We start from the raw sequence: 22,651 nt of genomic DNA, 5'->3' as shown, positions 1-22,651 counted from the left end.
CGGCAATAAGTAATGCCGGCGACGGATCGCTAATGTGACGAGGGCCTAATGGCGGACTTGGTGCAGCATCTGGCATGGTAACCATGACTTACTTCGGTGGTATATGGATTTTGAATCATTTCAGAATGACGGCCTAGAGGTGCGACGAATGCTTGGGTGGTACTGGATTCTGATTCATTTCAGAATGACTGTTTTTGAGATTGCAGTGGATCTTGAACTTAACCCGCTTGCCTCAGTCAAAGCAGGTGTTCGTTTCCTCAATAGATAATCGAGATTTTATGAAACAGCTTCTGATAGGCACGACACTGACCATCTTCGCTGGCCTGCTTGTGGCTTGCGCCGACGATAAGGCCGCCTCCGCACCCGCTGCTGAGAAAGGCTCCACCGCGGTGAGTATTGATACCGGTGAAGGCTCTTTTTCTTTTAAGAGCGACAGCGACGGCGAAAACACCTCTGTTAGTGTTGACGCAGATGGCGGCGACGAAAAAAGCAAAAAGTAATTTTTTGTTTACAGTGTAGCTCGCAAAAGGCAGGTCGATTTTATCGATCTGCCTTTTGCGTTTTAGGCAGTAATACGGCTTAGGTCGTCGATAAAATGCGCTAGGGCGCGGCGTTCTATGGTCTGTATCTTTTTTTGCTGGGCGGCGCTGAGCATGTGATACATGGAGGCGGCGCCGAAATCCCCGAACAGGATATTGGCCTGGTCATCGAACAGGGTGTTGTGGGCGTATAAATCGCCATGGCAAACCTGTTGCGCATGCAGGTGCTCGTAGATAGAGGTCATTTGCTGGATGATTTTATCTACTCGCGCTGCGGACAATGAAAAGTCTTCTGGAAAGGTGTCGCGGGTGCAGCTGCTTAGGCTCGGTGGCAGGCCTAAGTTTTTATAGCTTGGCGGTATTAGGTTCATGATTAAGGCGAGGCAGTCAGCTTCGTTAACCTGCGCCAGCGATGTCAGTAAATTGGGGTGACGCCCTACCTTTAAGCAGGCTCGCAATTCATCTTGCGGATAGCCGTCACTGGTCACCTCACCCTTAAACACTTTAACGGCGATATCGCGGGGAAATTGCTCTTGTGGGGTATTCCAGTGTGCTTTTGAAATGATCCCCGAGGCGCCCTGACCAAGCACTTCGTCTAAGGTATAACTGGACGAGGCAATTTCTGGCACCGACAGGCCCAGTGGTTCGGATTGGCTAAAGGGGTTGCCGGCAAAGGCCAGCCAAGCCAGCTTTGGTAAATCGAGGATATGCTCGGGGCAGTCGGTAAGCTGGTTGGCGGAAACCCGCAGTAATTCGAGATTGCGGCATTGTGCCAAGCTATGAGGTAGCTGCTGCAGGCGGTTGCCCGCGAGCAGCAGCTTTTGCAGCCGATGGCACTGGCCTATCGCCTCGGGCAGGGTTTCTAGTTGATTGCCTGTTAGGGTTAACCAGCGCAGCTTGGGCGGCAGTGCCTTGGCGGACATCTGCCGTATTTGATTGGCTTTAAAACCCAGCATTTCGATATTTTCACACTGCCCTAAAACCTCAGGCAGTGCGGTAAAACGGTTGTTAGAGGCAAATACAATTTTTAATTTTTTTAGTTGTCTTAGTTCGCTGGGCAGGCTGCTTAATTGATTATTGGATACATCGAGAATTTCCAGGCTATCGGCTAAGTCGAAAATCTCTGCTGGCAAAGAGGTGAGATTGGCCGACAAGCTCAGGCGCTGAATGCCTGCTAATTCGCCGGATTTAAGCTGCGCTAAGGTATGCAAAATAGTAGGCCCGTGTGTACATCAAATTAAGCGCTTGAAGCCTACTGAATAAGCCCGTAAAAAGAAAGAAACGAATAGGCAGCTGAGGAGTGATCCGTGGCGCAAAGCAACGTCATTAAGGCAAGGTGATCTATGACCGACAACTCCTCTGATACCCGCGACAAATTGGCCATTGAACGCACCCGCTTGGCGAACGAACGCACTTTTCTTGCCTATGTTCGCACTGGCCTAGCCTTGCTGGGCGCGGCGGCGGTGCTGTTTCAGTTTTTTGCTGAAATAAACTCCCATGTCGCCACCGCCTGGGTGCTGGCGGCGTTCGGTTTGCTTGTGCTGGTAGTCGGCCTGTTTCGATTTAATCGCGTTAGAACTGAGCTTAATGCCTATACCGACGAGGTGAATGGCGGCAGTTAGGCGTCACCGCGCCAAGGCGGTGTTAGCGCAATACCGCTTCCTGGCTCACTGAGGCGACTAGCTGGCCGGCCTGAGTGAATATTTTGCCTTCTACCAAGCCTCGACCATTGTTCGCCCAGTGACTGTCTGTGCGGTACAGCAGCCATTCGTCTACTTTTACCGGTGCGTGTATGCGCAGGGTGTGGTTGAGGGAGGCGAGTAAGCGCATACCAATCTCGCGGCCGTGGGGTACGGCTACGGTGCCGGGCAGCCAGTAGTCAGACATCAGTGCAAGCAGCGCGTGATGGCTGCGTTCATCTTTAATGCCCTGTGCCGAGGGGGTACGAAACCAGAAGTCGCGTTTGGCCTCGGTGGGGTTGTCAAAATACAAGTCGGGCTCAAGCAAGCGCAACTCAAAGAGATAGGGTTTGGCGAGAATATCGACAACGACGCCCGGTAAACGGTGGCGGTTGGCTTCGCTAAATGCTTGCAGATTCTGCAGTGACTCCGGTGGTGGCGGATTGCCCATGTCGGTAAATTCGTGGCGAACGCCCTCTTCGCCCTCGTGGAAGGAGCACAGCATTTCGAATATGGTCCGGCCGCGCTGCTCGGCGCTCACTCGCCGCGTGGCAAATTTGCGGCTGTCACTCAGGCGCTCAACGCGGTAGTCGATGGGCTCGTTAATGATGCCTCTACGAATAAACAAACCACTAAGGCTATGGCAGTGCCAGTCTGCAACGGTGCGGGTGGCGGCCGCTAGTGCCTGGCCCAGTGCCTGGCCGCCAAAGGTCATCCCGGCCAAATTGTCGAGATTGTGGCGGGCGCGAAAGTGGTTCTCGCCAAGGGTGTCAAATTCCAGTAGTTCGCTGGCGCTGGGCACGGCTGGTGTACTTATGTTGCTTATCACCCGTAATGTACTCGCTGTTATATTGTGAGGGCCGTAGAGCTTATTTAACAACGGCGGCGAGATCAACAGCCGCTATGCGGTGGTTTCCGGCGCAGGTTTTGCCAGAGAGGCTACACTGAAAATGGTCTAAGAATTAGTTTTCTGTGCGACCTTTAAAAAACATGTCAACCGCCATTACAACAGGGGTGCCTTTATGGATATTATCCGTATTATTTTTGCTATATTTTTACCGCCAGTGGGTGTTTTCCTCCAAGTAGGTTTGGGTAAGCATTTTTGGCTTAATATCATTCTGACGCTGTGTGGCTACTTGCCGGGGATTATTCACGCGGTTTATATTATTGCTAAGAAGTAGCTAAATGACCGACAAGGAAATCGAACAGCGGCTGCGCCGCAGCCGCCAACTCGCTACACTCCTAGACGGTGCATGGGGAATCCCCCACACCCCTTGGCGATTCGGCTTAGATGCGGTGCTGGGCTTGCTGCCGGTGGCGGGCGATCTGCTCAGTGCCCTTCTTGGTTTGGGCATTGTGTGGCAGGCTCGTAAACTTGATGCGCCGACAACACTGCAGGTAAAAATGCTCGGCAATATTGGTCTGGATTTTTTGTTAGGCAGTGTGCCGGTGATTGGCGATATCGCTGATGTCGCGTTTCGTAAAAATATCCGTAATGCCAAGTTGCTAGAAGATTGGGTCGCCGCTGCTGGCACGCAATGATAAATTGCGTGCATTAAGGCAGTTTACTCAAGCGAAAAGAGTTAAATTTTTATTTTGAACATGGAGATGAATTTTTTTAGCTTTTCCAATACGTCGGCGTCAGCACCAAAATAACAGTCATAAACTCCAGTCTTCCAAGTAACATGCCCACACTCAAAATCCATTTACTGCTATCTGGCAGGCTAGAAAAATTTCCTGCGGGGCCAATGATGTCGCCTAATCCGGGGCCAACATTCATGAGCGCGGTAGCGGCGCCGGTGAGGCTGGTAGTAAGGTCTAGGCCGCTGAGCGCAAGTAGCAGAGTAATCGTAACCAGCGAGATCAGCATAATAAAAACGAAGGTCACTGCCGAGAGCACAATACTGTCGTCGACGGGCCGTTTATTGTAGTGACGGTGGATCATGGCGCGGGGGTGCACCGCGCGAACAATGCTTTCTTGCATCATCATAAACAGTAATTGAAAGCGAAATATTTTAATGCCACCGCTAGTGGAACCTGAGCAACCGCCAATAAACATGGCAAAGAAAAATGCCGCCACGGCCAACTCGCCCCACTGCGAATAGTCACCGCTGGCGAAGCCGGTGGTGGTAATGACCGACACTAAATTAAAGGTGGCATAGGTGAGGGCGTGAGCCAGATCGATGTCGGTTTCGGAGAGTAGATGCAGGGTGATGATGACACTGAGAACCAGCAAGGTGAGTAAAAAGCCACGAATTTGTTGGTCGTTAAACACCTGCCAGTGGCGCTTAATTATAAAGTGCACGTAAATTGTAAAGGGCATGGCGCCGAGTATCATAAAGAAGATTGCTATCCAGTGGCTGGGCAGGTCGGCGAACTGGGCAAAGGAGCTGTCTGAGGTCGAATAGCCGCCAGTGGATATGGTGGTCATGGCGTGGTTGACGGCGTGAAAGCTGTCCATGCCGTCGAGCATATAGGCGCCGGCGCACAGGAAGGTGAGGATGATATAAACGTAGATGATCATCGTGACCATGGTGCCGGAGCGCGTGGTTTTGTCTGACCAGTCAGAGGACTCAGTTTGAAATAAACGCATACCGCCGACTTTCAAAAAGGGCAGAATAGCGACGGCCATGCCGATGACGCCGAGCCCGCCGACCCACTGTAGCATGGAGCGCCACACTAGAATGTCGTGGGCCATGCCGTCTAGGCCAACCAAGACCGTTGAGCCGGTGGTTGTCAAACCAGAGACTGATTCAAACACCGCGTCGGTAAAGCCGCAAAAGCCGGGTATTAATAAAAAGGGTAATGCGCCAGTCAGGGAAATAAGCAGCCACGAGCTGGTGGTAATTAAGAACATTTGCCTGGGCGTTAGCATACTCATACGGTAGGAGCGCGAGAGTAACCAACCACAGGCCGCGAGTGTCACGGTTAAACCAAGCGCACCGGCAAAGGCGCGGCTATTGCCGGTGTTGTAAATGATGGCCATTAGCAGCGGTACAGCCATTAGCAGGCCAAATACCAGTAAGATTAAGCTACAAACCTTGAGTACGGGTTTAATCAGTGTGGCTTGGCCCATCATCGTGCTGCCGTCACTTGCCGATCGGTTGGTGCTTGGTCATTGCGATGTTGCTGGCTGATTAACGTTGATGATACCGAGCTCTGCGGAACCGGCGCCACAGGAGATAATCGATTTAAAGGCGGCATCTAATTTAATGTCGGGTCGGGGTTCTACACAATCCGGTGGCAGGTGGTAGACAAAACCCGATGTGGGATTGGGACCGGTGGGAACGAATACGGTAAACCAGCCATTGCTGTGGCGGCTGGTAATAATCGCGGTGGCTCGGGACGGGATGTGGCTGCCATAGAGCTGCACCACCGCCGCTTCACCACGGGTAAAGGGTGAGTTGCTATTGGCGCCAAACATTTGCTGAATAATGTCGCGAATCAGTTTGTAGCCGGGGGCAAAGCGTGCTAAATGGGCGTCGACAAAGTTTTGTAGCCAAAGCCCGGCGCGGGTGGCGACGAGGGTGCCAACCATAAAACAGGCGATGAGAATGAGCGCGATAACCGCGACGTCGATGATTAAGCTTGGCGCGCCGGTAATGCGTTCTAGCGGGTCGGTCAGCGGGGCAATCAGCGCTTGGACACTGTGCATTGCCCAGCGCAGCGCCAGTAGTAAAATGACAATGGGGGCAATAACCAACACGCCACCGATAAATGACTGGCTAATAAAATGTTTGAGCTTGTCCATAGCGATCCAGGTTGGTCTCGGTCAGTGTTTATAGTAGCGAGTTTAGCGACTGACTACATCGCCAATGTGGGTGTATTTGTGCCAGAGCATCTTCACGGAACCTTAACGTAATAGACTTAATAGGCCGTCTAGTAATCGCTCTAATTTGCGCAGGGAACCGCATTCCGCCACATAGTGTGCGGCACTTTGGTAGCGGCGGATCTCAGAGTCGCCGGTATTCCAGCTAAACTGGGACTCAGGATTAAACCACAGCACTAGACGGGCGCGGTGGTAAATGTCGCGCAGCGCGGCAATGCCGGTATCGCCGCCATTACCTCGGCCGTCGCCTAAGATAATGACGCAGCTGCGGCGGTTGAGTTTGTCGGCAATTTGATCGCGAAACGTATTGAGGGCTAAACCGTAGTCGCTGCTACCGAGGCCGTGACGCTGCTGCACAATGGCAAGGGCCTCGTCGGCGGGGTATTGGCGAAATAAATCAGTGACTTCAATACTGCGCCCGCAAAACACAAAGCAGCGGGTGCTGGGCAATACGTCGCTGAGGGCCTGCATAAAGAGCAGTAGTACACGTGACCACGCGCTAACCGAACCACTGATGTCGCAGAGCACAAAAATCTCACTTTTATCTTTGCGCGTGGTTTTCCAAAAACGATGGAAGGGAATGCCGCCGTAGGCGATATTGCGGCGCAGGGTTTTACCCAAGTCGAGCTTGCCCTTGCGGGCGTGACGATGGCGTTGGCGATGCCGTGAGGCGAGCTTTTTGGCGAGCTTGCGAATTAGCGGTGGCAGGCGCTCGCGATGATAAGACTCCATGGCCGACAGTGAACTGTTCTGAAGTATATCGTCGCGAATGGCGCGGCTTGAGGCGTCGTTATTGAGCAGCAGTTGTCGATTAATAACATCGATTACCGCCGCGATTTGGGCGTCGCGAATTTGTTCGAGCCAGTTGGCGCGCTCGTCGTTGCCCGCTTCGCGCAATGCTTGTATTTCGATCTGGCGCTGTTTGTCGCCGAGGACATCGAGAATACGGCGCCGAAATACGCCGCGCTGGGTGCGAAACTGAATATTTTCGATACCTGCTTCAGCGGCGGCGCGCATTACTTCGGCGCGGGTTTGACTGCCTTGCCCGCCCCCGCCCCCGCCGCCACCTTTGCCCGGCATTGCCGAATCGCCCTGGCCTTCGCCGCTGGCTTGGCCATCACCATCACCGACTTCACCCTCACCCTCATTTGCTTGCTCGCTGCTCGGCAGGTTTTGCTCGGTATTTGCTGCTTGGCTGTCGCTGCTGCTTGCGTCCTGGCTATGGTCGAGGTGAAAGAATTGTTCAAAACACAGGGCAAACGTGTCGTTGTCGTCGACGGTTTTGGCGAGGCAGCTCGCCAGGCCATCGCGCAATAGTATGGGGTCGCTATAGCCAAGTGCCGCAGTGACTTGCATGGCGTCTAAGGTTTCAGCGGTCGACACCGGCAGGCCGTGGTGGCGCAGGTGACGAATGAATTGAAGTAGGGTGTTATCCATAGTGGCTAGGGTTTACAACAAGCCGCTTTCGGACTTTTTAATTAAGCTGTGCAACTCTGGGGTGACCATGGCGATGTCTTCCTCGTATTTGAGCAGTACATTGAGGGTGTCTTCGACCAGTTGCTTGGAAAGGCTATCGCTGTGCAGCAGAAGGAGGCTACGTGCCCAGTCGATGGTTTCGCTAATGGCGGGCTGTTTCTTTAAATCGAAGCTGCGTACGCTGTGAACAAAGTCGACCAGTTGGCGGCGCAGAGCCTCAGGTACCTCGGGCACCCTACTCTGCACAATTTGGTTTTCTAATTTGGCCTCAGGAAAGGGAATATACAAGTGTAGGCAGCGGCGTTTAAGGGCGTCGCTGAGGTCGCGGGTGTTGTTGCTAGTGAGAATGACCAAGGGTTTGTGCACTGCGCTCAAGGTGCCGATCTCCGGCAGGGTGACTTTGAAGTCGGCGAGAATTTCCAGCAGCAGGGATTCAAACTCATAGTCGGCTTTGTCGATTTCGTCTATTAATAGCACCGCGCCGCTGTCGCTTTGCAAGGCTTTGAGCAGTGGCCGGGGTTCGAGAAAGCGCTCAGAATAGAAAATATCGTCAAAATTATGCAGGCGCTCAACTGCCGAGTTTAGGCCTTCAGCGCCGTCGAGTATTTCTTGTAACTGTTCCTTTAAAACCTGCACATACAATAGCTGTTTGCTGTATTTCCAGTCGTAAAGCGCCTTGCTTTCGTCGAGCCCCTCATAACATTGTAGGCGGAACATGGGCTTGTTGAGCATAGCGGCGGTGGCATTGGCCAACTCGGTTTTACCTACGCCCGGTGGCCCCTCAATAAGAATGGGGCGCTCTAATTGCTGGGCAATATACAGGGTGGTGGCAATTGCGGAGCTGGCGATATAGCCCTGCTCTGCCAGTTGGGCGATGAGGGTGTCGATATTTTTGCGGGCGTCACTCATAGCAAATATTCCAATACCTAGCTGTTTTTGTTACGTGAGGGTGAAATAAGGCGCGCCAAGCGCTGACAGTGCTGGGGATAGTCGTGTTGAATTTGCGCGGCGCTGGCCAATTGGTGGTCGGCAAAGTCAAAGCCGGGGCATACCGCCTCTGAAATAAGGCCGTAGTCGCCACCGCATAATTCCGAGGCTTTCCAATAATCGCCGGGCACCAACATTTGCAGTTGTTCGCCAGCGCTAATATCTGGTCCCATCACCTTATGGCTCAACTCACCGTCGGGTGAGATCAGGGTGTAACGCAGCGAACTACCGCCCTGCCAAAAATGCAAAATATCAGAGCGATTGCGGTGCAGGTGACCAACAGGACTGTCGGCGGTGAGTAAATAATAGATCGACGACATGGCGGGGCGGCCATTAATGCTGTGTGGCGCGGTATAACTACGGCGAAAATAGCCACCTTCAAGATGAGGCTCAAGGTCGAGTTGGGCGATAAGTGTTGCGCTGTTCATTGCAGCATCAGCTACAGGGGGCGCTGCCGGTGCTTGCATCAGCCACCAGTGGTATTCATAAACCGCACGATTTGCGGTTCGCCGTCGAGATCAAAGTGATGGCGTTCCGGCTTTAGGTCCATGGCCTTGATAATGGCAGTCTGCAATACCTGATCGTCGCCGGGGTGGGCCTCAATGATCTCTTTTAAGTTTAGCGAATGCTCGTTGCCGAGACAGAGCAGTAATCGCCCTTCTACGGTTAGCCTCACCCGATTACACAGATGGCAAAAATTGTGGCTATGGGGAGAGATAAAACCTATACGACTCACGCTGTCGGCCATGCGGTAGTAGCGCGACGGGCCGCCAGTGGTTTCTGTGCTGGTGGTTAAGGGGTAGCGGGCATGGATGGTGTCACGAATTTGCTCGCTGCTAATAAAGCTTTTGGCGCGGTCGTGTTCGCTAATCTGACCAAGCGGCATTTCTTCTATAAAGCTGATATCGACATTTTTGTGGCGGGCGTAGTCGACTAAATCGATTATCTCGTCGTCGTTTCTGCCCTTGAGAATCACCGCATTGAGTTTGATGCGCTGGAAGCCTGTTGCGACGGCGGCATCGATACCGGCCAGTACCTTACTGAGTTCGCCAAAGCGGGTTAGTGCTTTAAAGCGCTCGGGCTGCAGGCTGTCGATGCTGATATTCATACCGGTCAAACCGGCTGCTTTGAGTGGGCCTGCGTATTTGTCGAGCTGAGCACCATTGGTGGTCAGGTGCAGCTGTTCAAGTTTGTCGAGTTTGCCTAGGCGTTCGACCAAGGCCATGACATTGTTGCGGACGAGCGGCTCGCCGCCAGTGAGACGGATTTTTTTAACGCCAAGCTCAACAAAATTACTGGCAATATCGTACAACTGCTCAAGGCTGAGAATTTGCTTGCGGGGCAAAAAGGTCATATCTTCCGCCATGCAGTATACACAGCGGAAATCGCAGCGGTCGGTGACCGAGAGTCGCAGGTAATCGACGCTGCGACCAAAGCGGTCTTGTAGTGGGGTGCTTGTGCTAGTCATGCTAGCGATGTTAACACAGGCTGGGCCAACTGGCTTTGTGTGTAATGGGCTGTAAATGGATTTTAAAATAGTAAAATTTGGTCAATATAGGGGTTAAAAATGAAGGTTTTCAATATCTTGGCAGGAGTTGCGCTCTGTGTTGCACTGCCTCTGCAGGCGGCTGAGTCAACAGCGAAAACTCAGGAATCTAGTGCTACCGCCGCGTCGGCCAGTGCGCAGGCCGGTCAAACAGCGGTTATTTACGATCGTCACGGTCAGCCCATTACCGCAATACAGGCAGGAAAAGCCCGCGCAGCGGAAGAGGCCGTCCGTAAAGCGGGTGTGGCGCCTGACTCTACCGAGGCGGCAATGATCCGCATTAGCATGGGCCAATCGCCAGAAACCGCCTACGAACCCAACGATGGTATTTATGACGCCGAGGGCAAGCCCATTGATAGTCGCCAAGCGGCCGAAGATTTAGCGGTGGTGGAGGTGATGCGCCGGGGTGGTGTTGAGCCAGGTTCGGAGCGCGATGCTCAGATTCGCGCAGCGGCTAAAGGTGAGGCCAAAACCCCAGAGGGGGAGCCAGTCGACGAGCAAACGATGGAAGACGTGGCCAAGGAAATCGCCGTACAGCAGACCATTTTGGCGACCGGTGTGCAGCCGGGCTCGCCTAATGAGTCGCTGATTCGTATGGGCGCCGATGTGATGATGGAAAAATTTAAGAGCTGGCGTTAAGCCGCAATTGGCTTAAGCACGTTTGGCGGCCTCTAGGGTCGCCAAAGCCACTGTAGCGGTGTGAGCGTGGCGTTTTTTGCCAGTGTCCTGTCTCCATTTGTCATTGTCTGTCGCGATGTGGAGAGTAAAGTGTGGGCAAAATACGCCAATCTCACCGAATTTTGCGTTTGCCGCTAAGCGCCCTGAGGACAGAACAATGACCAGTCAAACGATTAAACGCTACCCGATGCCCATGCCCTTTGGCTGGTTTGCGGTGTCTTATTCCGATGAACTGGCGCCCAGCGAATCCCGCGCGGTGCATTACTTTGACCAGGAGTTGGTGCTATTTCGCACTGAAGCCGGTAAAGCGGTATTAATGGAAGCCTATTGCCCGCATTTGGGCGCACACCTCGGTCACGGTATTCACGAGCGCTCAGGCACGGGCGGTGGTCGTATTGAAGGCAATAATATTGTCTGCCCCTTTCACTCGTGGAAATTTAGCCCTGAGGGCGAGTGTGTTGAGGTGCCTTACGCCAAGAATATGCCACCAAAAGTGGCGGGTAAAAAGTGCTTAAAAACCTTCCCCATCACGGAAACCAATAAGGTGATTTGGGCGTGGTATCACCCTGATGGCGCCGCGCCGTTGTGGGACGTGATAAGTCACGACGAAGCCAATAGCGATGACTGGTCTCCCCAAGACCGCTATGAATGGATCATTCATACGCATCCCCAAGAGATGGCCGAAAATGCCGCCGACCCAGCACATTTTAAGTACGTGCATGGCACGGCCTCCTTCCCTGAGTGGGAAACGACCTACGACGGTCCAATTGTACGAGGCTTGCAGGTGGCTAACATGCCGACGCCGAGAGGCGAGGTTAAAGGCTCAATTCGCACGGGTAGTGCTGGTCCTGGTCAGGGTTTTACCAAGTTTGAAGGGATTGCCGATACCTTTTTATTGGGTATGACCACGCCAATTGACGAGCACAAGGTGCAGGTACGCTTTGCGTTTATTCAGCCTAAAGTGAATGGCGAAGTGAAGAAAGGCGGCGTGAATGCGGCGATCATTGCCAATATTGTTGGTCAGTTAGAAGAAGATAAGCCGATTTGGGAACACAAAATCTATCGTCCCCTCCCTATTTTGTGTGATGGCGATGGCCCTATCGCTAAATTCCGGAAGTGGTATAGCCAGTTCTACGCTGGCGGTTTTGACCCCCGCGCCCTATAAGGTAAATTCCACCATTTTGGGAGGTGAGCGAGACCGTGTTTTTACACGCGTCTCGCGTCTCCCGTCGCGCATTCTGCGGTATACTCTGCCAACGAGTTTATTGCCGGATTGAGCAAATGCGTTTTTTAATAGTTGTTTTTTTTATTCTAGTTAGCTGGGTGCCCCTCGCTCAGGCAGCGTGTATTTTGCCGTTGATGCCGCAAAATTTAGCTGACGGTGCGGTTGCTGACGCAGACGAGATGAATGTGGCTAAACGCCGAGTAGAACGCTATTTGGACGACAGCCAACGTTATTTGAAATGCCTAGATACCATGGATAAAACGGCGGTGGGCACCGGGCGCGATAATGATGAGCGGCGGCGTAAACGAATAGCAAATTATAACGTCGCTATGAAAAACATGAATGAGATATTAAGTATTTACGACATCAGCGTAACTGATTTTAATCAGCGCTAATTTTTATATTTCTAGCCTGTAAACACTGCGTCAAATTTACACTTGCCGCTTCTTCGCCAAGAATAATCGCCGACTGTCTTGCCGGTTTACCCGGTGTTCCTGCAAAACCCAATTCACCCATAAGGAAGGCAACGCGCCGTGCGATGGCCTGTCCCGAGTCCACCCATTGTATATTGGGTAACAAGGCCGATAATTGTGGCTGCACCAGCGGGAAATGCGTGCAGGCAAGAATAATCGTATCCATAGCCGCAAAATCAGCGTGCTGGCTGAACGCGGTTTTTACCCTATTTAAAACTGCATCTAATGCGTGTTCATGCCAAATAAAATTTTCAACTGCTGGCGCTAGCTCGGGGCTGCCAACGGCAATGACTTGGCAGTGCGCGGCAAAGTCTTGAATAAGTTGTGCGGTATAGGGCCTGCTAACGGTACCAGGGGTGGCTAGTAAACCAATAACGCCGGTCTGGCTAAGGGCTGCGGCGGGCTTAATCGCTGGGACCACACCCACCACGGGGATCGCAATTTGACCGCGCAATGCCGGTAGTACGGCAGTGCTCGCTGAATTACAGGCCATGACGAGTAAGTCGACTTTGTGGGTCGCTAATACCCTGCATATTGTTGCGCAAATGTGCTCGGTGAGTAGGGCTTCTGGCCATTCGCCATAGGGAAAGCCACCGTGATCCATTACGTAGAGCAGATCAATTTCCGGGAGCAGATCGTGTATTGCGGCGCCAATGCTCAATGAGCCGACGCCGGAATCGAAGATCAGCACACGGGGAGTGTGCTGGTTGGTACTCACAGCAGGGCGAGAATTTTTTCAGCAGCGCTAACGTCAACACCACCAGCAGGTTCAACGGCGAGGTGGCTCACGGTGCCATTGTCGACAATCATGGCAAAACGTTTAGAGCGGCTACCCATGCCGAAGCCAGTGGCGTCCATTTCTAGACCCAGAGCTTTGGTTAAGTCGCCATTGCCATCGGCCAGCATCAGCAGCTCTTCGGCATTTTGGGATTTACCCCAAGCATCCATAACAAAGGCGTCATTCACTGACATGCAGACGATGGTGTCGACTCCGGCGGCTTTAATTTTGTCGGCATTAACAATATAGCCGGGCAGGTGTGTAATTGAGCAGCCGGGGGTGAACGCGCCGGGCACAGCAAATAAAACGACTTTTTTACCGTTAAAGAGTTCCTCGGTGGTGATGTCTTGAGGGCCTTTTTCGCCCATCACTTTCAGTTTTGCTGCGGGAATTTTGTCGCCAGTCTGAATGCTCATAGTAGGACCTTAATATTATCAAACGAGTGTGATCAAGCAGTTTAGCAGAGCAATGGCCTGGGCGTAATCCACTTGAAAATCTAAAGTCAGCCACCATATTCAGGATAACAGCCGACGTGCTGTTCATGGTTTAGATTTAAGGTCTTGGAGGTTTTTATCATGAATAGTTATTTGCCGTTTACCTTGTTCAATGAATTGCGTGATATAAATCGGGGATTTGATCGCCAGGCAAGTGATGGCGAGCGCGCCGCCCAGTGGCAGCCCGCGGTGGATATTTGTGAAAATGAGGGTGGCTTCTTATTGGTGATGGACGTACCGGGCATCGCCCCTGACGCGGTTGATATTACCGTGCACAACGGCGTGCTAACCGTGCAGGGCGAGCGCAAAACCGATGCGCAAACGACAAAAAACAGCATCAAAGAGCGCTGGCAGGGTCAGTTTATACGACGCTTCAGCTTGCCTGAAGGCGTTGAAGCTGACGAAATTGCCGCCAAAATCGAACACGGCGTGCTGGCCTTGAATATCCCTAAGTCGACGGTAGATGAACCGCGTAAGATTACGGTGCAATAAGCGCACCTCAACACTGGCGAGCTTGCTACACTGGCTACCTTAATCCGCTGTCAGGCCCTTGTCTGGCAGCGTCGTTTTTTGCTCGTTGATGTGGAGTCCGGTTTTGATTACTCGCCAGCAATGTCGTCATGAATGGCAGGTTTTACTTTTGGCCGTGGGGTTTCTGACGCGGTTACCGGTGCCCGCCGACCCAGATTTTAGCGAGGCTAAGCTAAATGGCGCCTCGCGCTATTTTCCCCTGGTCGGTCTTCTGGTTGGCGCGTTAGCGGCCGTTATTTATGTTGCGGCTTTGGCGCTGTTTGGCAATAGCCTGATGGCTGTGCTGCTGTCGATGCTCGCCTCTATTCTAATTACCGGTTCCTTCCACGAAGACGGTTTTGCCGACAGCTGCGATGGCTTTGGCGGCGGTTGGCGCAGCGAAGATGTCTTGCGCATAATGCAAGACTCTCGCATTGGTACCTACGGCACGGTGGGCCTGATTTCGGTGTTGGCCTTGAAAGCCACCAGTTTGCACACCCTGCCGTCAATCGGTGTTGTGGTCGTCGCCCTGCTCTGGGCGCATGTGTTTAGTCGCTGGGTGTCGACCTCGTATTTGGTGGACCTTAATTATGTGCGCGGTGAAGGTAAGTCCAAACCTTTGGCGACAACAATGCCCGTTAAACACTGGTTGTACTCTGGTGCGCCGCTGTTGCCACTGGTGTTCTTTATTGATGTCTATTCTTTTATAAGTCTGCTTATAATGGTTGTGCTGTTTCGCTGGGCATTTGCCGCCTATTTACGTCGTCGGATTGGTGGTTATACCGGCGACGCCCTTGGGGCTGCGCAGCAAGTGGTTGAAATATTAGTGTATTTTGCTTTTTTGTTATAAGTAAAAGCGAAGTTAGGGCGGTTGGCGCAAATTCACAAAGTGTGAATACTGCACAGTCTTAAACCATGATTTGGCGGCACTCATTGCGTCAACTACAGTCATAGCATTACAAGCAATTTATGGCTGAGGATACAGGCATGAACACAAATTTATTGGTAGGCGGCATATTTGGCGCAGTGGCAGTAACGGCGGCGGGCAGTTATGCGGGCTATAACACGATTGTAGAAAGTAAAAAGCCGCAATTCGCCGAGGTTGTCGACAGCAAGGCCATTACCGAAACCTATTACACTGACCGTCAAGAGTGCTATGACGAAGTTGTTCAGCACCAGGCCGAAGTGAAAGACGGCAACCAAGTGACCGGCACAGTGATTGGCGCCGTACTGGGCGCGGTTATTGGTAAGCAGGTTGGTGGCGGTAACGGCAAGAAGCTGGCGACCGTCGCGGGTGCGGCAGCGGGTGGTTACGCGGGAAATAAAGTGCAGAAAAATATGCAGCAAAAAGACGTGTACACCACAACTGAGCAACGCTGTAATACAGTGCAAGACCCTCATCAGAAAATTACCGGCTATAGTGTGACTTACCAGTTAGAGGGTAAAACCGACACGGTAATTATGGATCATAAACCGGGAGCGACAATTCCCGTTGAGAATGGTCAGCTGGTGCTGAGTCAATCTGATACCAGCAAATCAGAAACAACTAAATTCTAGATCAAGTATTACCCCCAGTCGTATCTATGTATGAGGTGCGGCCAAAATTTGCCAAATGGAGTGAGCTGTATGACAACGAAATTAGCGAAGCGAAGCACGGCCGTGGTAATGAGCGGTTTTATGATTTGGACTGGCTTACTCGCCAGTACCGCATCGGCCTCAGTGATCAGTACCGATAAAATGGTGGCGGAGTATTCGGTGAAGTCTGAACGGGCCGAAATGAAGGCTGCGCTGGCCAGCGAAGATGTGCGGTCGCGCTTAGTCGAGTTAGGTGTGTCACCGGCAGATGTTGAGGCCCGTATTGATTCTTTAAGTCCCACTGAGCTAGCCATGTTGCAAGAGCGTATGGATGAACTGCCAGCGGGCTCTGGTGCGGTCGGCCTACTAGCACTCTTGGTGCTTATATTCTTTATTACTGATGTTTTGGGTATTACTGATATCTTCCCGTTTGTTAATGCGGCGAAGTAAAGCCCTCCTCCTCTTGTGCCTGCTTTTGCAGGCCTGTTCTGGTTTACCTTTAAAAGAATACGCCGAGACCCTCGGGCCTCGGCGCCAGTTAGATGTCCCGTTTATTGCCCAGCAGCAATATTATTGTGGTCCTGCAGCCTTGGCTGAAGTCGCCCAGTATCGTGGTATTGACGCTGATCAAAACGACTTGGCCAAGCAACTTTTTATTCCTGGTAAAAAAGGCTCTTTGGCAGTTGAAATGCAAGCGGCCAGCCGTCGGCTGGGTTTACTACCCTACCCCTTAGCCAAAAATTTTCATGCGTTATTGAAAGAACTCGACGCGGGGAATCCGGTTTTGGTGTTCCAGAACTTGACCTTCTCTTGGTGGCCTCAGTGGCATTACGCCCTTGCCGTTGGTTACGATTTAGACCGCGAAGAGCTAATTTTGCACTCAGGAAGTCGCCCGTACTATCGCCTACCCTTTTCAACTTTTATGGCCACCTGGGGGCGAACCAATAACTGGGCACGAGTTATGGTAGACAGCAGCCATTTGCCGGTCACGGCGGAGCCCTTAGCCACCATTCGCAGCGCCTACGCCTTTGAGCAAACTGGCCACCCTGAATTGGCGGCGGGCTTTTATGCTTTGGCCGCCGAGCGCTGGCCAGATTCCCTGCCGGTATTAACGGCGCAGGCGAATTTAGCCTTGGCACAGGGTGAGAGTCAGCGGGCGATTCAGGTGTTTGAGCGCTTATTGGCACTCGCCAAGGATGATCCGGCGCTGTGGAATAATTATGCCTACGCGCTCTTAGCGGGTGGCTGTAAAGTCCAAGCGCTGACCGCCATTAGCCGCGCTGAAGCCTTGGCGCCAGAGGATGAAACGTATCGCGAAAGCGCCAGTGAAATCCGCGCCGCCGAGGCGGCAGCGGATCACTGTTCGTCGGGGGGCGAACAGTCTTAGCGTTTCTTTTGTTTGGCTTGGGCAAATAGCGCAGCCATCGTGGTATTTTCGGGCTTTGGTGTTTGCTTAGGCATGGCTGCGGGCTTACTGCGCCCGCCGCGTCGTTCGCCACTGCTATTGGCGGCTTGCACGTCACTGGCCTTGTCGTCTAAGCGCATAGACAGTGCGATCCGCTTGCGCTGCGCATCGACTTCCATGACCTTAACCTTAACAATGTCGCCCGCTTTCACCACACTGTGGGGGTCTTTCACAAACTGATTGGCCAAGGCCGAGATGTGTACTAAACCGTCTTGATGAACACCAATGTCGACGAAGGCACCAAAATTAGTAACGTTGGTAACGACCCCTTCCAAGATCATATCTGGCTCAAGATCTGATATTTTCTCAATGCCGTCTTTAAAGGTCGCGGTTTTAAAATCTGGGCGGGGATCGCGGCCGGGTTTATCTAATTCGGCAAAAATATCGGTAACCGTGGGTATACCAAAGCGTTCGTCGGCGTATTCAGCCGGCTTCAGTGTTTTTAAGAAGCTGCTGTCGCCCAGTACGTTTGTCACTTCGCGGCCACAGCGGTTGACGATTTTCTCGACCACACTGTAGGACTCAGGGTGCACTGCCGAGGCATCGAGTGGATTGTCGCCGCCTACAACACGTAAAAAGCCCGCCGCCTGCTCAAAGGTTTTTGCGCCAAAGCGATTAACTTCTTTTAATTGCTCGCGGCTTTTAAAGGCGCCGTTGCGGTCGCGGTACTCAACAATATTGGCCGAGATGCTGAGATTCAAGCCAGATACCCGTGCTAACAGCGCCGGTGAGGCGGTATTTACATCTACACCGACGGCGTTTACACAGTCTTCTACCACGGTTTCCAAGGTGCGCGACAAGGCAGTTTGCGAGACGTCGTGCTGGTACTGGCCAACGCCGATGGATTTAGGGTCAATCTTAACCAGTTCGGCCAGCGGGTCTTGCAGGCGGCGGGCGATTGAGATTGCGCCGCGAATGGTCACGTCGAGATCCGGGAATTCCTTGGCCGCGTATTCCGATGCCGAATAAATAGATGCGCCAGACTCGTTAACCATGACGCTGGTGCAGCCCAGTTCCGGGCGAGCGGCGAGCAAGTCTTTAACAAAGCGCTCGGTTTCGCGGCTGGCGGTGCCGTTACCAATGGCGATAAGTTCAACCCCGTGCTTTTTGATCAGCGCTAAAAGTACAGCGGCGGATTCGGTAATTTTATTCTGGGGCGGAGTTGGGAAAATAGCGCAGTGGTCGACGACTTTACCGGTAGCGTCGATAACCGCGACTTTCACGCCGGTGCGCATACCGGGATCGAGGCCGATGGTGGCGCGTTGACCGGCGGGTGCGGCCAAGAGTAAGTCTTTGAGGTTATGGGCAAACACGTCAATGGCCGCAGTGTCGGCGAGTTCGCGCAATTGACCGAGCAAATCGGTTTCTAAATGGGTGTAGAGCTTTATGCGCCAGGTCCAGCGAATGACTTCTTTTAACCAGGTATCGGCAGGGCGACCCTCGTCTTTCACTTTCCAGAATTCGGCGACCATGCCCTCGCAAGGATGAGTTGTGCCCTCTTCTTCACTGAACTTTATCGCCAGGCTCAGAACGCTCTCGTTGCGGCCGCGAAACATGGCCAAGGCCCGGTGCGAGGGCGTGGTTTTAAGTGGTTCACTGTGGGCGAAGTAATCCCGGAATTTCTCCCCTTCCTGCTCCTTGCCGGTCATAACGGTGCTGCACAGCAAACATTCGTTCCACAAAAAATGACGAAGCTTGGCGAGCAAGTTGGCGTCTTCGCTAAGGCGTTCCATGAGAATGTACTTGGCGCCGTCGAGCGCGCCTTTCACGTCATTAATGCCCTGCTCTGCGTTCAAATAATTGAGGGCGAGGCTGGCTGGATCTTGGCTGGGGTCGTCAAATAAGGTGTTGGCGAGGGGTTCTAAACCGGCTTCAATGGCGATCTGGCCCTTGGTGCGGCGCCTAGGCTTGTAGGGTAGGTATAAGTCTTCTAGGCGGTTCTTGGTGTCCGCGCCGCGAATATCCCGTTCTAGCTCGGGGCTGAGCTTGTCCTGCTCGCGAATACTGTTGAGAATGGTTTCGCGCCGGTCTTCTAATTCCCGCAAATAGCCCAGCCGGGACTCCAAATCGCGCATTTGGGTGTCATCGAGCCCGCCAGTGACTTCTTTACGGTAGCGGGAAATAAACGGCACGGTTGCGCCTTCATCTAACAGGGCAACGGCAGCGCTAACCTGCGCTTCTTTAACACCAAGTTCTTGAGCAATGCGGCTGGGGATGGAATTCATATGATCGGCTTATTAGGTACGTGAAGCCGGACATTATGCAAAAACTAAGGCTGTGGTGCGAGGCTTGACAATAAGTTTTTTGGACTGCGGGAGACGCTTGATGGGAGACGAAAGACGCAAAGCGTGGATTCATGCGCTGTTTTCAATTTTTTAGCGTCTCCCTTCTCCCGTCAAGCGTGTGGCTACGTTTCGCTCTGCGCTAAAGCTTCAAACAAGGCGCAGCACTCATCGTAAAAATAACGGTATTCCGGGCGGAGGTGCTCGGTAACCAGTGACATAATTTGAAAGACGCCCTGATGAATCATCATTTCATTGCTGATATTGCGGCCACGGAGGTGGGTGTAATTTAACCAAAAGGTCAGTGACATGGCGATATTGTCACAGAGACGTTCAAGTTGCAGGTCGTCGAGGTCGAGAAAGTTTTGGCTCCGCAATTCTAAGGTCACCGCTCGAGCGGCCTGTACTTTGAGCTCTAACAGCTTCGAAAATTTCTTGGCGATTTGCGGGTAGCGCTGAAGAATATCGTTGAGATTGCGATACAGGTAGCGGTGATTAAAGATGTGTTCAAATACGATGTATAAATAAAACCAGGTGTCTTGGGCGCCAAGATTCTTTTGCAGTGGTGCACTGAGAATATCAATCAGTTCAAGTTCGAAGGCGGCGTAGAGTTCCGGAATGATTTCGTCTTTGCCGTGGAAATGGTAATAAAGATTTCCGGGGCTAATATCCAGTTCATTGGCGATATCAACGGCGGTGACATTGGGTTCGCCGTCGGTATTAAAAAGGGCGAGACTGCTTAATAATATTTTGTCGCGGGTTTTCATCCGAGATAACAGACTCCTGTGAGCGAAGCGACAAGGTGCCATGAACCTGGCGTCTGTGTCCAGCGGTGTCGATTAGAACAGCGGAAGTTTGGGTGTTACGAAAAGGGAAGATGAAGGGCTCATCTTCCCTTTGGGGATGGGCTCCGCTTACTTAGCGACAGCTTTCTTTGCTGGTGCTTTACGCGGTGCTTTTGCCTTGGGCGCAGCGGCTTTAGGCGCAGCTTCAGCGGCTGGCTTGGCGGCTTTGCTCAGCGCATCAACTTTTTTGCTTAATGCATCGAGTTTCTTTTCTAAGCGGCTCAGATCATCGGCGCTGGCGGTATGGCCAAAACCAAGGCTGGCACGCATTTTACTAATGCGTTCTTCAATGGAAATAGTCTTACCAATATTGGTTGCTTCACCAAGTTTGGCGCGGGCCTGGGTTTCTAAACGATTGCCTTTGTCGACTAGTTCAGTGAATAGCTTGGGTGTTTCTTTGCTGGCTTTTTCTAGCGCTTCGTGCGCTTCATCGTAAGCGCGGCCGTAGGCGCCAAGGCCGGCAAGCCAAATACTTTTAGCGACTTCACCAGCATGGTTGGTGGCGTCTTTAAGATCCTGTAGGCTCTTTTTGCTGTCTTTGCTCATGGCGTTCTCCATTGCAAAATAAAATAAAATAACTGAATCTGATGCACCAGTAAGAAAATCTTGCCAGTGCGGAAACTGTGAGTCTGAACTTAGCTATGAAAAAAGCACGATGGCCATACGGCGCATCGTGCAAAAGCATAGGTGAGATATAGACCTAGGATTTGGTACCCTAACGGGCACCGAATGCTTACGACGCGGTGGCTTCTGCTACAACGTCAGTTGCTTCAGCAGCGCTGCGAGAAACTTTAGACTTTACTTTTTCAAAGCCTTCACGCAGGGTTTTCAGCTGAGCTTCTACTGCTGTGTTGCTTTCGCTTTTCAGTTCTTCGAACTTGGCGATAGCTTGCGCTTTAGTGTCGTTGAACTTAGCGATAGCTTGTGACTTGCTAGATTCAATTTTGCTCGTTACTTGGGTCTTGCTAGACTCAAACTTAGAAACCGCGTCGCTTTGTACTTTCTCGCCACGAGCAACCAAGCCGTCAAAGAATTCGTTGCGCTTGCTGTAAGCGTCTTTGGCTTTTGTTTCAGTTTCTTTGATTTTAGCTTCAGTCTGCTTAAATACTTCTTGGCTTTGTTCAAAGACTTTGCCAGCCAGACCTAGGTTTGCTAAAAACACTTCTTTTGCCAGTGCGTTAGCTTTTTCGATTTTACTTGCTTCGGTCATGATGACGTCCTCATTGAGAATGAAATAGTAGGCTATTCAGAGCCAGATTTCGGCGAGAACTGCTATTACTCGCTGACTTGGGTGCAAGAGTACGGAGATTAATTAGAAAGCACATACTAATACTGCGGTAAGTCCTTATTTCGCGTTTATTATATTCGCCGCATCGTTATAGCGCATTAACACGGTATTGCGCTTAGCGGGAAACTTAGGTTATATAGTTGTTACCTTCTAGGCCGCTTGTCGGAACATAACGAGGTAGTAATGGCTCAAAACAAGAATAAAGCAGGGCAGCCCACGCCGTTGCGAACAGCAAAGGAGTTGCGGGTTATCTTTGAAATGCTGGCAATGGTCAGTTTTCGTTCAACACTGGACAAAATAAAGTGCGGCGACGGTCACCCCGTGGTGGTTGCGCCTTCTTTTATGACCGGCGATGGCGGCACCGCTGCACTGCGGGGCTTTTTACGCCGTCGCGGCTTTGCGGCCTATGGTTGGGAGCAGGGCTTAAACAGCGGTATGTCCGAGCAGAAATACTTGGCTTACGAGCGCCACGTAAAAGAGCTTGCCGCGCGCCACTGCCGTAAAGTCAGTGTGATTGGCTGGAGCTTGGGGGGAATCTATGCTCGAACCTTGGCCTACAAAAATCCAGATATTGTTCGTCAAGTCATTACCTTGGGCTCGCCAATCCATATTCCCGGTATGGATGGGGTCACTGGGCCGGTCTTAAAACTCTACGAAATGATGAATCCCGGTGCCCTAACTGATCCAATGTTAGATTGGCAAAATTGCTGGCAGGCGACGCCGACTGTGCCGTCCACGGCCATGTACAGTGAAGGTGACGGTATTGTCGATTGGCAGTTCTGTATCGATAAGGAATTAAATAACAATACTGAAAATTTGCGGGTGCCGGGCAGTCACGTCGGTTTAACCCATAATGTTGCGGTAATGTACGCCGTGGCGGAGCGTTTGGCGCAGCGCGAAGATCGCTGGCAGCCCTTCGACGTGAGTGGCTTGCGGAGCAGGGTATACGCCCATTCGGCAGTGCCAGCTTAGGTTTTCTGGC

At 52.1% G+C, this 22,651-nt stretch carries 27 protein-coding genes; 13 read left to right on the top strand and 14 right to left on the bottom strand.

Features of this window, described 5'->3' with window-relative positions:
- The first annotated feature begins 278 nt into the window (after positions 1-278).
- Entirely contained in the window at positions 279-500 is a 222-nt protein-coding gene (locus HNQ57_RS10505; RefSeq protein ID WP_184462753.1) for a hypothetical protein, read from the top strand.
- A 62-nt stretch (positions 501-562) separates the two neighbouring features.
- Here HNQ57_RS10505 and HNQ57_RS10500 read toward each other — a convergent pair whose 3' ends face one another.
- The gene (locus HNQ57_RS10500; protein WP_184462751.1) at positions 563-1,750 is read right to left on the bottom strand and encodes a leucine-rich repeat-containing protein kinase family protein; all 1,188 of its coding nucleotides are present in this window, start codon (positions 1,748-1,750) and stop codon (positions 563-565) included.
- A gap of 132 nt (positions 1,751-1,882) precedes the next feature.
- On the opposite strand from HNQ57_RS10500, the gene HNQ57_RS10495 reads away from it, so the two are divergent.
- Complete coding sequence (locus HNQ57_RS10495) at positions 1,883-2,161, top strand: DUF202 domain-containing protein (RefSeq protein ID WP_184462749.1); 279 nt, start codon at positions 1,883-1,885, stop codon at positions 2,159-2,161.
- Between the two features lie 22 nt (positions 2,162-2,183).
- Here HNQ57_RS10495 and HNQ57_RS10490 read toward each other — a convergent pair whose 3' ends face one another.
- On the bottom strand, positions 2,184-3,047 hold the full coding sequence (locus tag HNQ57_RS10490) for an acyl-CoA thioesterase (protein WP_184462747.1): 864 nt from the start codon (positions 3,045-3,047) through the stop codon (positions 2,184-2,186).
- A 193-nt stretch (positions 3,048-3,240) separates the two neighbouring features.
- On the opposite strand from HNQ57_RS10490, the gene HNQ57_RS10485 reads away from it, so the two are divergent.
- Together HNQ57_RS10485 and HNQ57_RS10480 are read left to right on the top strand one after the other, a co-directional pair.
- Entirely contained in the window at positions 3,241-3,399 is a 159-nt protein-coding gene (locus HNQ57_RS10485; RefSeq protein ID WP_184462745.1) for a YqaE/Pmp3 family membrane protein, read from the top strand.
- A 4-nt stretch (positions 3,400-3,403) separates the two neighbouring features.
- On the top strand, positions 3,404-3,760 hold the full coding sequence (locus HNQ57_RS10480) for a DUF4112 domain-containing protein (RefSeq protein ID WP_184462743.1): 357 nt from the start codon (positions 3,404-3,406) through the stop codon (positions 3,758-3,760).
- A gap of 76 nt (positions 3,761-3,836) precedes the next feature.
- Here the strand turns inward: HNQ57_RS10480 and HNQ57_RS10475 are convergent, their stop codons facing one another.
- The 6 genes from HNQ57_RS10475 to moaA all read right to left on the bottom strand — a co-directional run bounded on the left by HNQ57_RS10475 (position 3,837) and on the right by moaA (position 9,978).
- A complete protein-coding gene (locus tag HNQ57_RS10475) occupies positions 3,837-5,297 on the bottom strand; it encodes a TrkH family potassium uptake protein (RefSeq protein ID WP_226968308.1) in 1,461 nt (486 codons plus the stop codon).
- Between the two features lie 36 nt (positions 5,298-5,333).
- Positions 5,334-5,969, bottom strand: a complete 636-nt coding sequence (locus HNQ57_RS10470) for a DUF502 domain-containing protein (RefSeq protein WP_184462741.1) — start codon at positions 5,967-5,969, stop codon at positions 5,334-5,336.
- Positions 5,970-6,071: 102 nt separating this feature from the next.
- Entirely contained in the window at positions 6,072-7,484 is a 1,413-nt protein-coding gene (locus HNQ57_RS10465) for a VWA domain-containing protein (protein ID WP_184462739.1), read from the bottom strand.
- 12 nt (positions 7,485-7,496) lie between these two features.
- Positions 7,497-8,432 (bottom strand): AAA family ATPase, encoded by a 936-nt coding sequence (locus HNQ57_RS10460; protein WP_184462737.1) that lies wholly within the window; start codon positions 8,430-8,432, stop codon positions 7,497-7,499.
- Between the two features lie 17 nt (positions 8,433-8,449).
- Complete coding sequence (locus HNQ57_RS10455) at positions 8,450-8,938, bottom strand: cupin domain-containing protein (protein WP_226968307.1); 489 nt, start codon at positions 8,936-8,938, stop codon at positions 8,450-8,452.
- A gap of 38 nt (positions 8,939-8,976) precedes the next feature.
- Positions 8,977-9,978 (bottom strand): GTP 3',8-cyclase MoaA, encoded by a 1,002-nt coding sequence (moaA, locus tag HNQ57_RS10450; RefSeq protein ID WP_184462733.1) that lies wholly within the window; start codon positions 9,976-9,978, stop codon positions 8,977-8,979.
- Between the two features lie 99 nt (positions 9,979-10,077).
- Here moaA and HNQ57_RS10445 point away from each other — a divergent pair, with 99 nt between their 5' ends.
- The 3 genes from HNQ57_RS10445 (at position 10,078) to HNQ57_RS10435 (ending at position 12,354) form a co-directional block, all read left to right on the top strand.
- Positions 10,078-10,695, top strand: coding sequence for a hypothetical protein (locus HNQ57_RS10445; RefSeq protein ID WP_184462731.1), 618 nt, complete (start codon positions 10,078-10,080; stop codon positions 10,693-10,695).
- Between the two features lie 196 nt (positions 10,696-10,891).
- Positions 10,892-11,899, top strand: a complete 1,008-nt coding sequence (locus HNQ57_RS10440) for an aromatic ring-hydroxylating oxygenase subunit alpha (RefSeq protein ID WP_008253275.1) — start codon at positions 10,892-10,894, stop codon at positions 11,897-11,899.
- Between the two features lie 116 nt (positions 11,900-12,015).
- Entirely contained in the window at positions 12,016-12,354 is a 339-nt protein-coding gene (locus tag HNQ57_RS10435; protein WP_184462729.1) for a hypothetical protein, read from the top strand.
- Here the strand turns inward: HNQ57_RS10435 and murI are convergent.
- Positions 12,341-13,150 carry a glutamate racemase gene (murI, locus tag HNQ57_RS10430; RefSeq protein WP_184462727.1) on the bottom strand — a complete coding sequence of 270 codons (810 nt, stop codon included), beginning with the start codon at positions 13,148-13,150 and terminating at the stop codon, positions 12,341-12,343. The two genes, HNQ57_RS10435 and murI, sit on opposite strands and share 14 nt — an antisense overlap.
- Positions 13,147-13,626: a peroxiredoxin gene (locus tag HNQ57_RS10425; RefSeq protein WP_184462725.1), complete on the bottom strand. Its 480-nt coding sequence runs from the start codon at positions 13,624-13,626 to the stop codon at positions 13,147-13,149. Before HNQ57_RS10425 ends, murI begins: the two co-directional genes overlap by 4 nt.
- Before the next feature lie 159 nt (positions 13,627-13,785).
- Between HNQ57_RS10425 and HNQ57_RS10420 the strand changes: the two genes are divergently transcribed.
- From HNQ57_RS10420 to HNQ57_RS10400, 5 genes are all read left to right on the top strand, one after another.
- On the top strand, positions 13,786-14,196 hold the full coding sequence (locus tag HNQ57_RS10420) for an Hsp20/alpha crystallin family protein (protein ID WP_184462723.1): 411 nt from the start codon (positions 13,786-13,788) through the stop codon (positions 14,194-14,196).
- Between the two features lie 103 nt (positions 14,197-14,299).
- On the top strand, positions 14,300-15,064 hold the full coding sequence (locus HNQ57_RS10415; protein ID WP_221301659.1) for an adenosylcobinamide-GDP ribazoletransferase: 765 nt from the start codon (positions 14,300-14,302) through the stop codon (positions 15,062-15,064).
- Between the two features lie 137 nt (positions 15,065-15,201).
- The gene (locus tag HNQ57_RS10410; protein ID WP_184462721.1) at positions 15,202-15,771 is read left to right on the top strand and encodes a glycine zipper 2TM domain-containing protein; all 570 of its coding nucleotides are present in this window, start codon (positions 15,202-15,204) and stop codon (positions 15,769-15,771) included.
- A gap of 69 nt (positions 15,772-15,840) precedes the next feature.
- On the top strand, positions 15,841-16,239 hold the full coding sequence (locus tag HNQ57_RS10405; RefSeq protein ID WP_184462719.1) for a PA2779 family protein: 399 nt from the start codon (positions 15,841-15,843) through the stop codon (positions 16,237-16,239).
- Positions 16,226-17,176 (top strand): PA2778 family cysteine peptidase, encoded by a 951-nt coding sequence (locus tag HNQ57_RS10400; protein ID WP_184462717.1) that lies wholly within the window; start codon positions 16,226-16,228, stop codon positions 17,174-17,176. Before HNQ57_RS10405 ends, HNQ57_RS10400 begins: the two co-directional genes overlap by 14 nt.
- On the opposite strand, the gene HNQ57_RS10395 is transcribed toward HNQ57_RS10400, so the two are convergent.
- The 4 genes from HNQ57_RS10395 to HNQ57_RS10380 form a co-directional block, all read right to left on the bottom strand.
- The gene (locus HNQ57_RS10395; RefSeq protein WP_184462715.1) at positions 17,173-19,479 is read right to left on the bottom strand and encodes a Tex family protein; all 2,307 of its coding nucleotides are present in this window, start codon (positions 19,477-19,479) and stop codon (positions 17,173-17,175) included. The two genes, HNQ57_RS10400 and HNQ57_RS10395, sit on opposite strands and share 4 nt — an antisense overlap.
- A 182-nt stretch (positions 19,480-19,661) precedes the next feature.
- Positions 19,662-20,303 (bottom strand): TetR/AcrR family transcriptional regulator, encoded by a 642-nt coding sequence (locus tag HNQ57_RS10390; RefSeq protein WP_184462713.1) that lies wholly within the window; start codon positions 20,301-20,303, stop codon positions 19,662-19,664.
- Between the two features lie 147 nt (positions 20,304-20,450).
- On the bottom strand, positions 20,451-20,927 hold the full coding sequence (locus HNQ57_RS10385; protein ID WP_184462711.1) for a phasin family protein: 477 nt from the start codon (positions 20,925-20,927) through the stop codon (positions 20,451-20,453).
- A 187-nt stretch (positions 20,928-21,114) separates the two neighbouring features.
- Entirely contained in the window at positions 21,115-21,591 is a 477-nt protein-coding gene (locus HNQ57_RS10380; protein ID WP_184462709.1) for a hypothetical protein, read from the bottom strand.
- Between the two features lie 261 nt (positions 21,592-21,852).
- On the opposite strand from HNQ57_RS10380, the gene HNQ57_RS10375 reads away from it, so the two are divergent.
- Positions 21,853-22,641: an alpha/beta fold hydrolase gene (locus HNQ57_RS10375; protein ID WP_184462707.1), complete on the top strand. Its 789-nt coding sequence runs from the start codon at positions 21,853-21,855 to the stop codon at positions 22,639-22,641.
- Positions 22,642-22,651: the final 10 nt, after the last annotated feature.

This window comes from Zhongshania antarctica (genome assembly GCF_014202945.1).
GTDB lineage: Bacteria > Pseudomonadota > Gammaproteobacteria > Pseudomonadales > Spongiibacteraceae > Spongiibacter > Spongiibacter antarcticus.
Note: the sequence above shows the minus strand (reverse complement) of the source record. Positions and strands in the feature narration are given on the sequence as shown.

Bases quoted from the DNA above. Each gene is read 5' to 3' on its own strand.
- HNQ57_RS10505 (WP_184462753.1), top strand. From the start codon at position 279: ATGAAACAGCTTCTGATAGGCACGACACTGACCATCTTCGCTGGCCTG.
- HNQ57_RS10495 (WP_184462749.1), top strand. From the start codon at position 1,883: ATGACCGACAACTCCTCTGATACCCGCGACAAATTGGCCATTGAACGC.
- HNQ57_RS10485 (WP_184462745.1), top strand. From the start codon at position 3,241: ATGGATATTATCCGTATTATTTTTGCTATATTTTTACCGCCAGTGGGT.
- HNQ57_RS10480 (WP_184462743.1), top strand. From the start codon at position 3,404: ATGACCGACAAGGAAATCGAACAGCGGCTGCGCCGCAGCCGCCAACTC.
- HNQ57_RS10475 (WP_226968308.1), bottom strand. From the start codon at position 5,297: ATGATGGGCCAAGCCACACTGATTAAACCCGTACTCAAGGTTTGTAGC.
- HNQ57_RS10470 (WP_184462741.1), bottom strand. From the start codon at position 5,969: ATGGACAAGCTCAAACATTTTATTAGCCAGTCATTTATCGGTGGCGTG.
- HNQ57_RS10465 (WP_184462739.1), bottom strand. From the start codon at position 7,484: ATGGATAACACCCTACTTCAATTCATTCGTCACCTGCGCCACCACGGC.
- HNQ57_RS10460 (WP_184462737.1), bottom strand. From the start codon at position 8,432: ATGAGTGACGCCCGCAAAAATATCGACACCCTCATCGCCCAACTGGCA.
- HNQ57_RS10455 (WP_226968307.1), bottom strand. From the start codon at position 8,938: ATGAACAGCGCAACACTTATCGCCCAACTCGACCTTGAGCCTCATCTT.
- moaA (WP_184462733.1), bottom strand. From the start codon at position 9,978: ATGACTAGCACAAGCACCCCACTACAAGACCGCTTTGGTCGCAGCGTC.
- HNQ57_RS10445 (WP_184462731.1), top strand. From the start codon at position 10,078: ATGAAGGTTTTCAATATCTTGGCAGGAGTTGCGCTCTGTGTTGCACTG.
- HNQ57_RS10440 (WP_008253275.1), top strand. From the start codon at position 10,892: ATGACCAGTCAAACGATTAAACGCTACCCGATGCCCATGCCCTTTGGC.
- HNQ57_RS10435 (WP_184462729.1), top strand. From the start codon at position 12,016: ATGCGTTTTTTAATAGTTGTTTTTTTTATTCTAGTTAGCTGGGTGCCC.
- HNQ57_RS10425 (WP_184462725.1), bottom strand. From the start codon at position 13,626: ATGAGCATTCAGACTGGCGACAAAATTCCCGCAGCAAAACTGAAAGTG.
- HNQ57_RS10420 (WP_184462723.1), top strand. From the start codon at position 13,786: ATGAATAGTTATTTGCCGTTTACCTTGTTCAATGAATTGCGTGATATA.
- HNQ57_RS10410 (WP_184462721.1), top strand. From the start codon at position 15,202: ATGAACACAAATTTATTGGTAGGCGGCATATTTGGCGCAGTGGCAGTA.
- HNQ57_RS10405 (WP_184462719.1), top strand. From the start codon at position 15,841: ATGACAACGAAATTAGCGAAGCGAAGCACGGCCGTGGTAATGAGCGGT.
- HNQ57_RS10400 (WP_184462717.1), top strand. From the start codon at position 16,226: ATGCGGCGAAGTAAAGCCCTCCTCCTCTTGTGCCTGCTTTTGCAGGCC.
- HNQ57_RS10395 (WP_184462715.1), bottom strand. From the start codon at position 19,479: ATGAATTCCATCCCCAGCCGCATTGCTCAAGAACTTGGTGTTAAAGAA.
- HNQ57_RS10390 (WP_184462713.1), bottom strand. From the start codon at position 20,303: ATGAAAACCCGCGACAAAATATTATTAAGCAGTCTCGCCCTTTTTAAT.
- HNQ57_RS10385 (WP_184462711.1), bottom strand. From the start codon at position 20,927: ATGAGCAAAGACAGCAAAAAGAGCCTACAGGATCTTAAAGACGCCACC.
- HNQ57_RS10380 (WP_184462709.1), bottom strand. From the start codon at position 21,591: ATGACCGAAGCAAGTAAAATCGAAAAAGCTAACGCACTGGCAAAAGAA.
- HNQ57_RS10375 (WP_184462707.1), top strand. From the start codon at position 21,853: ATGGCTCAAAACAAGAATAAAGCAGGGCAGCCCACGCCGTTGCGAACA.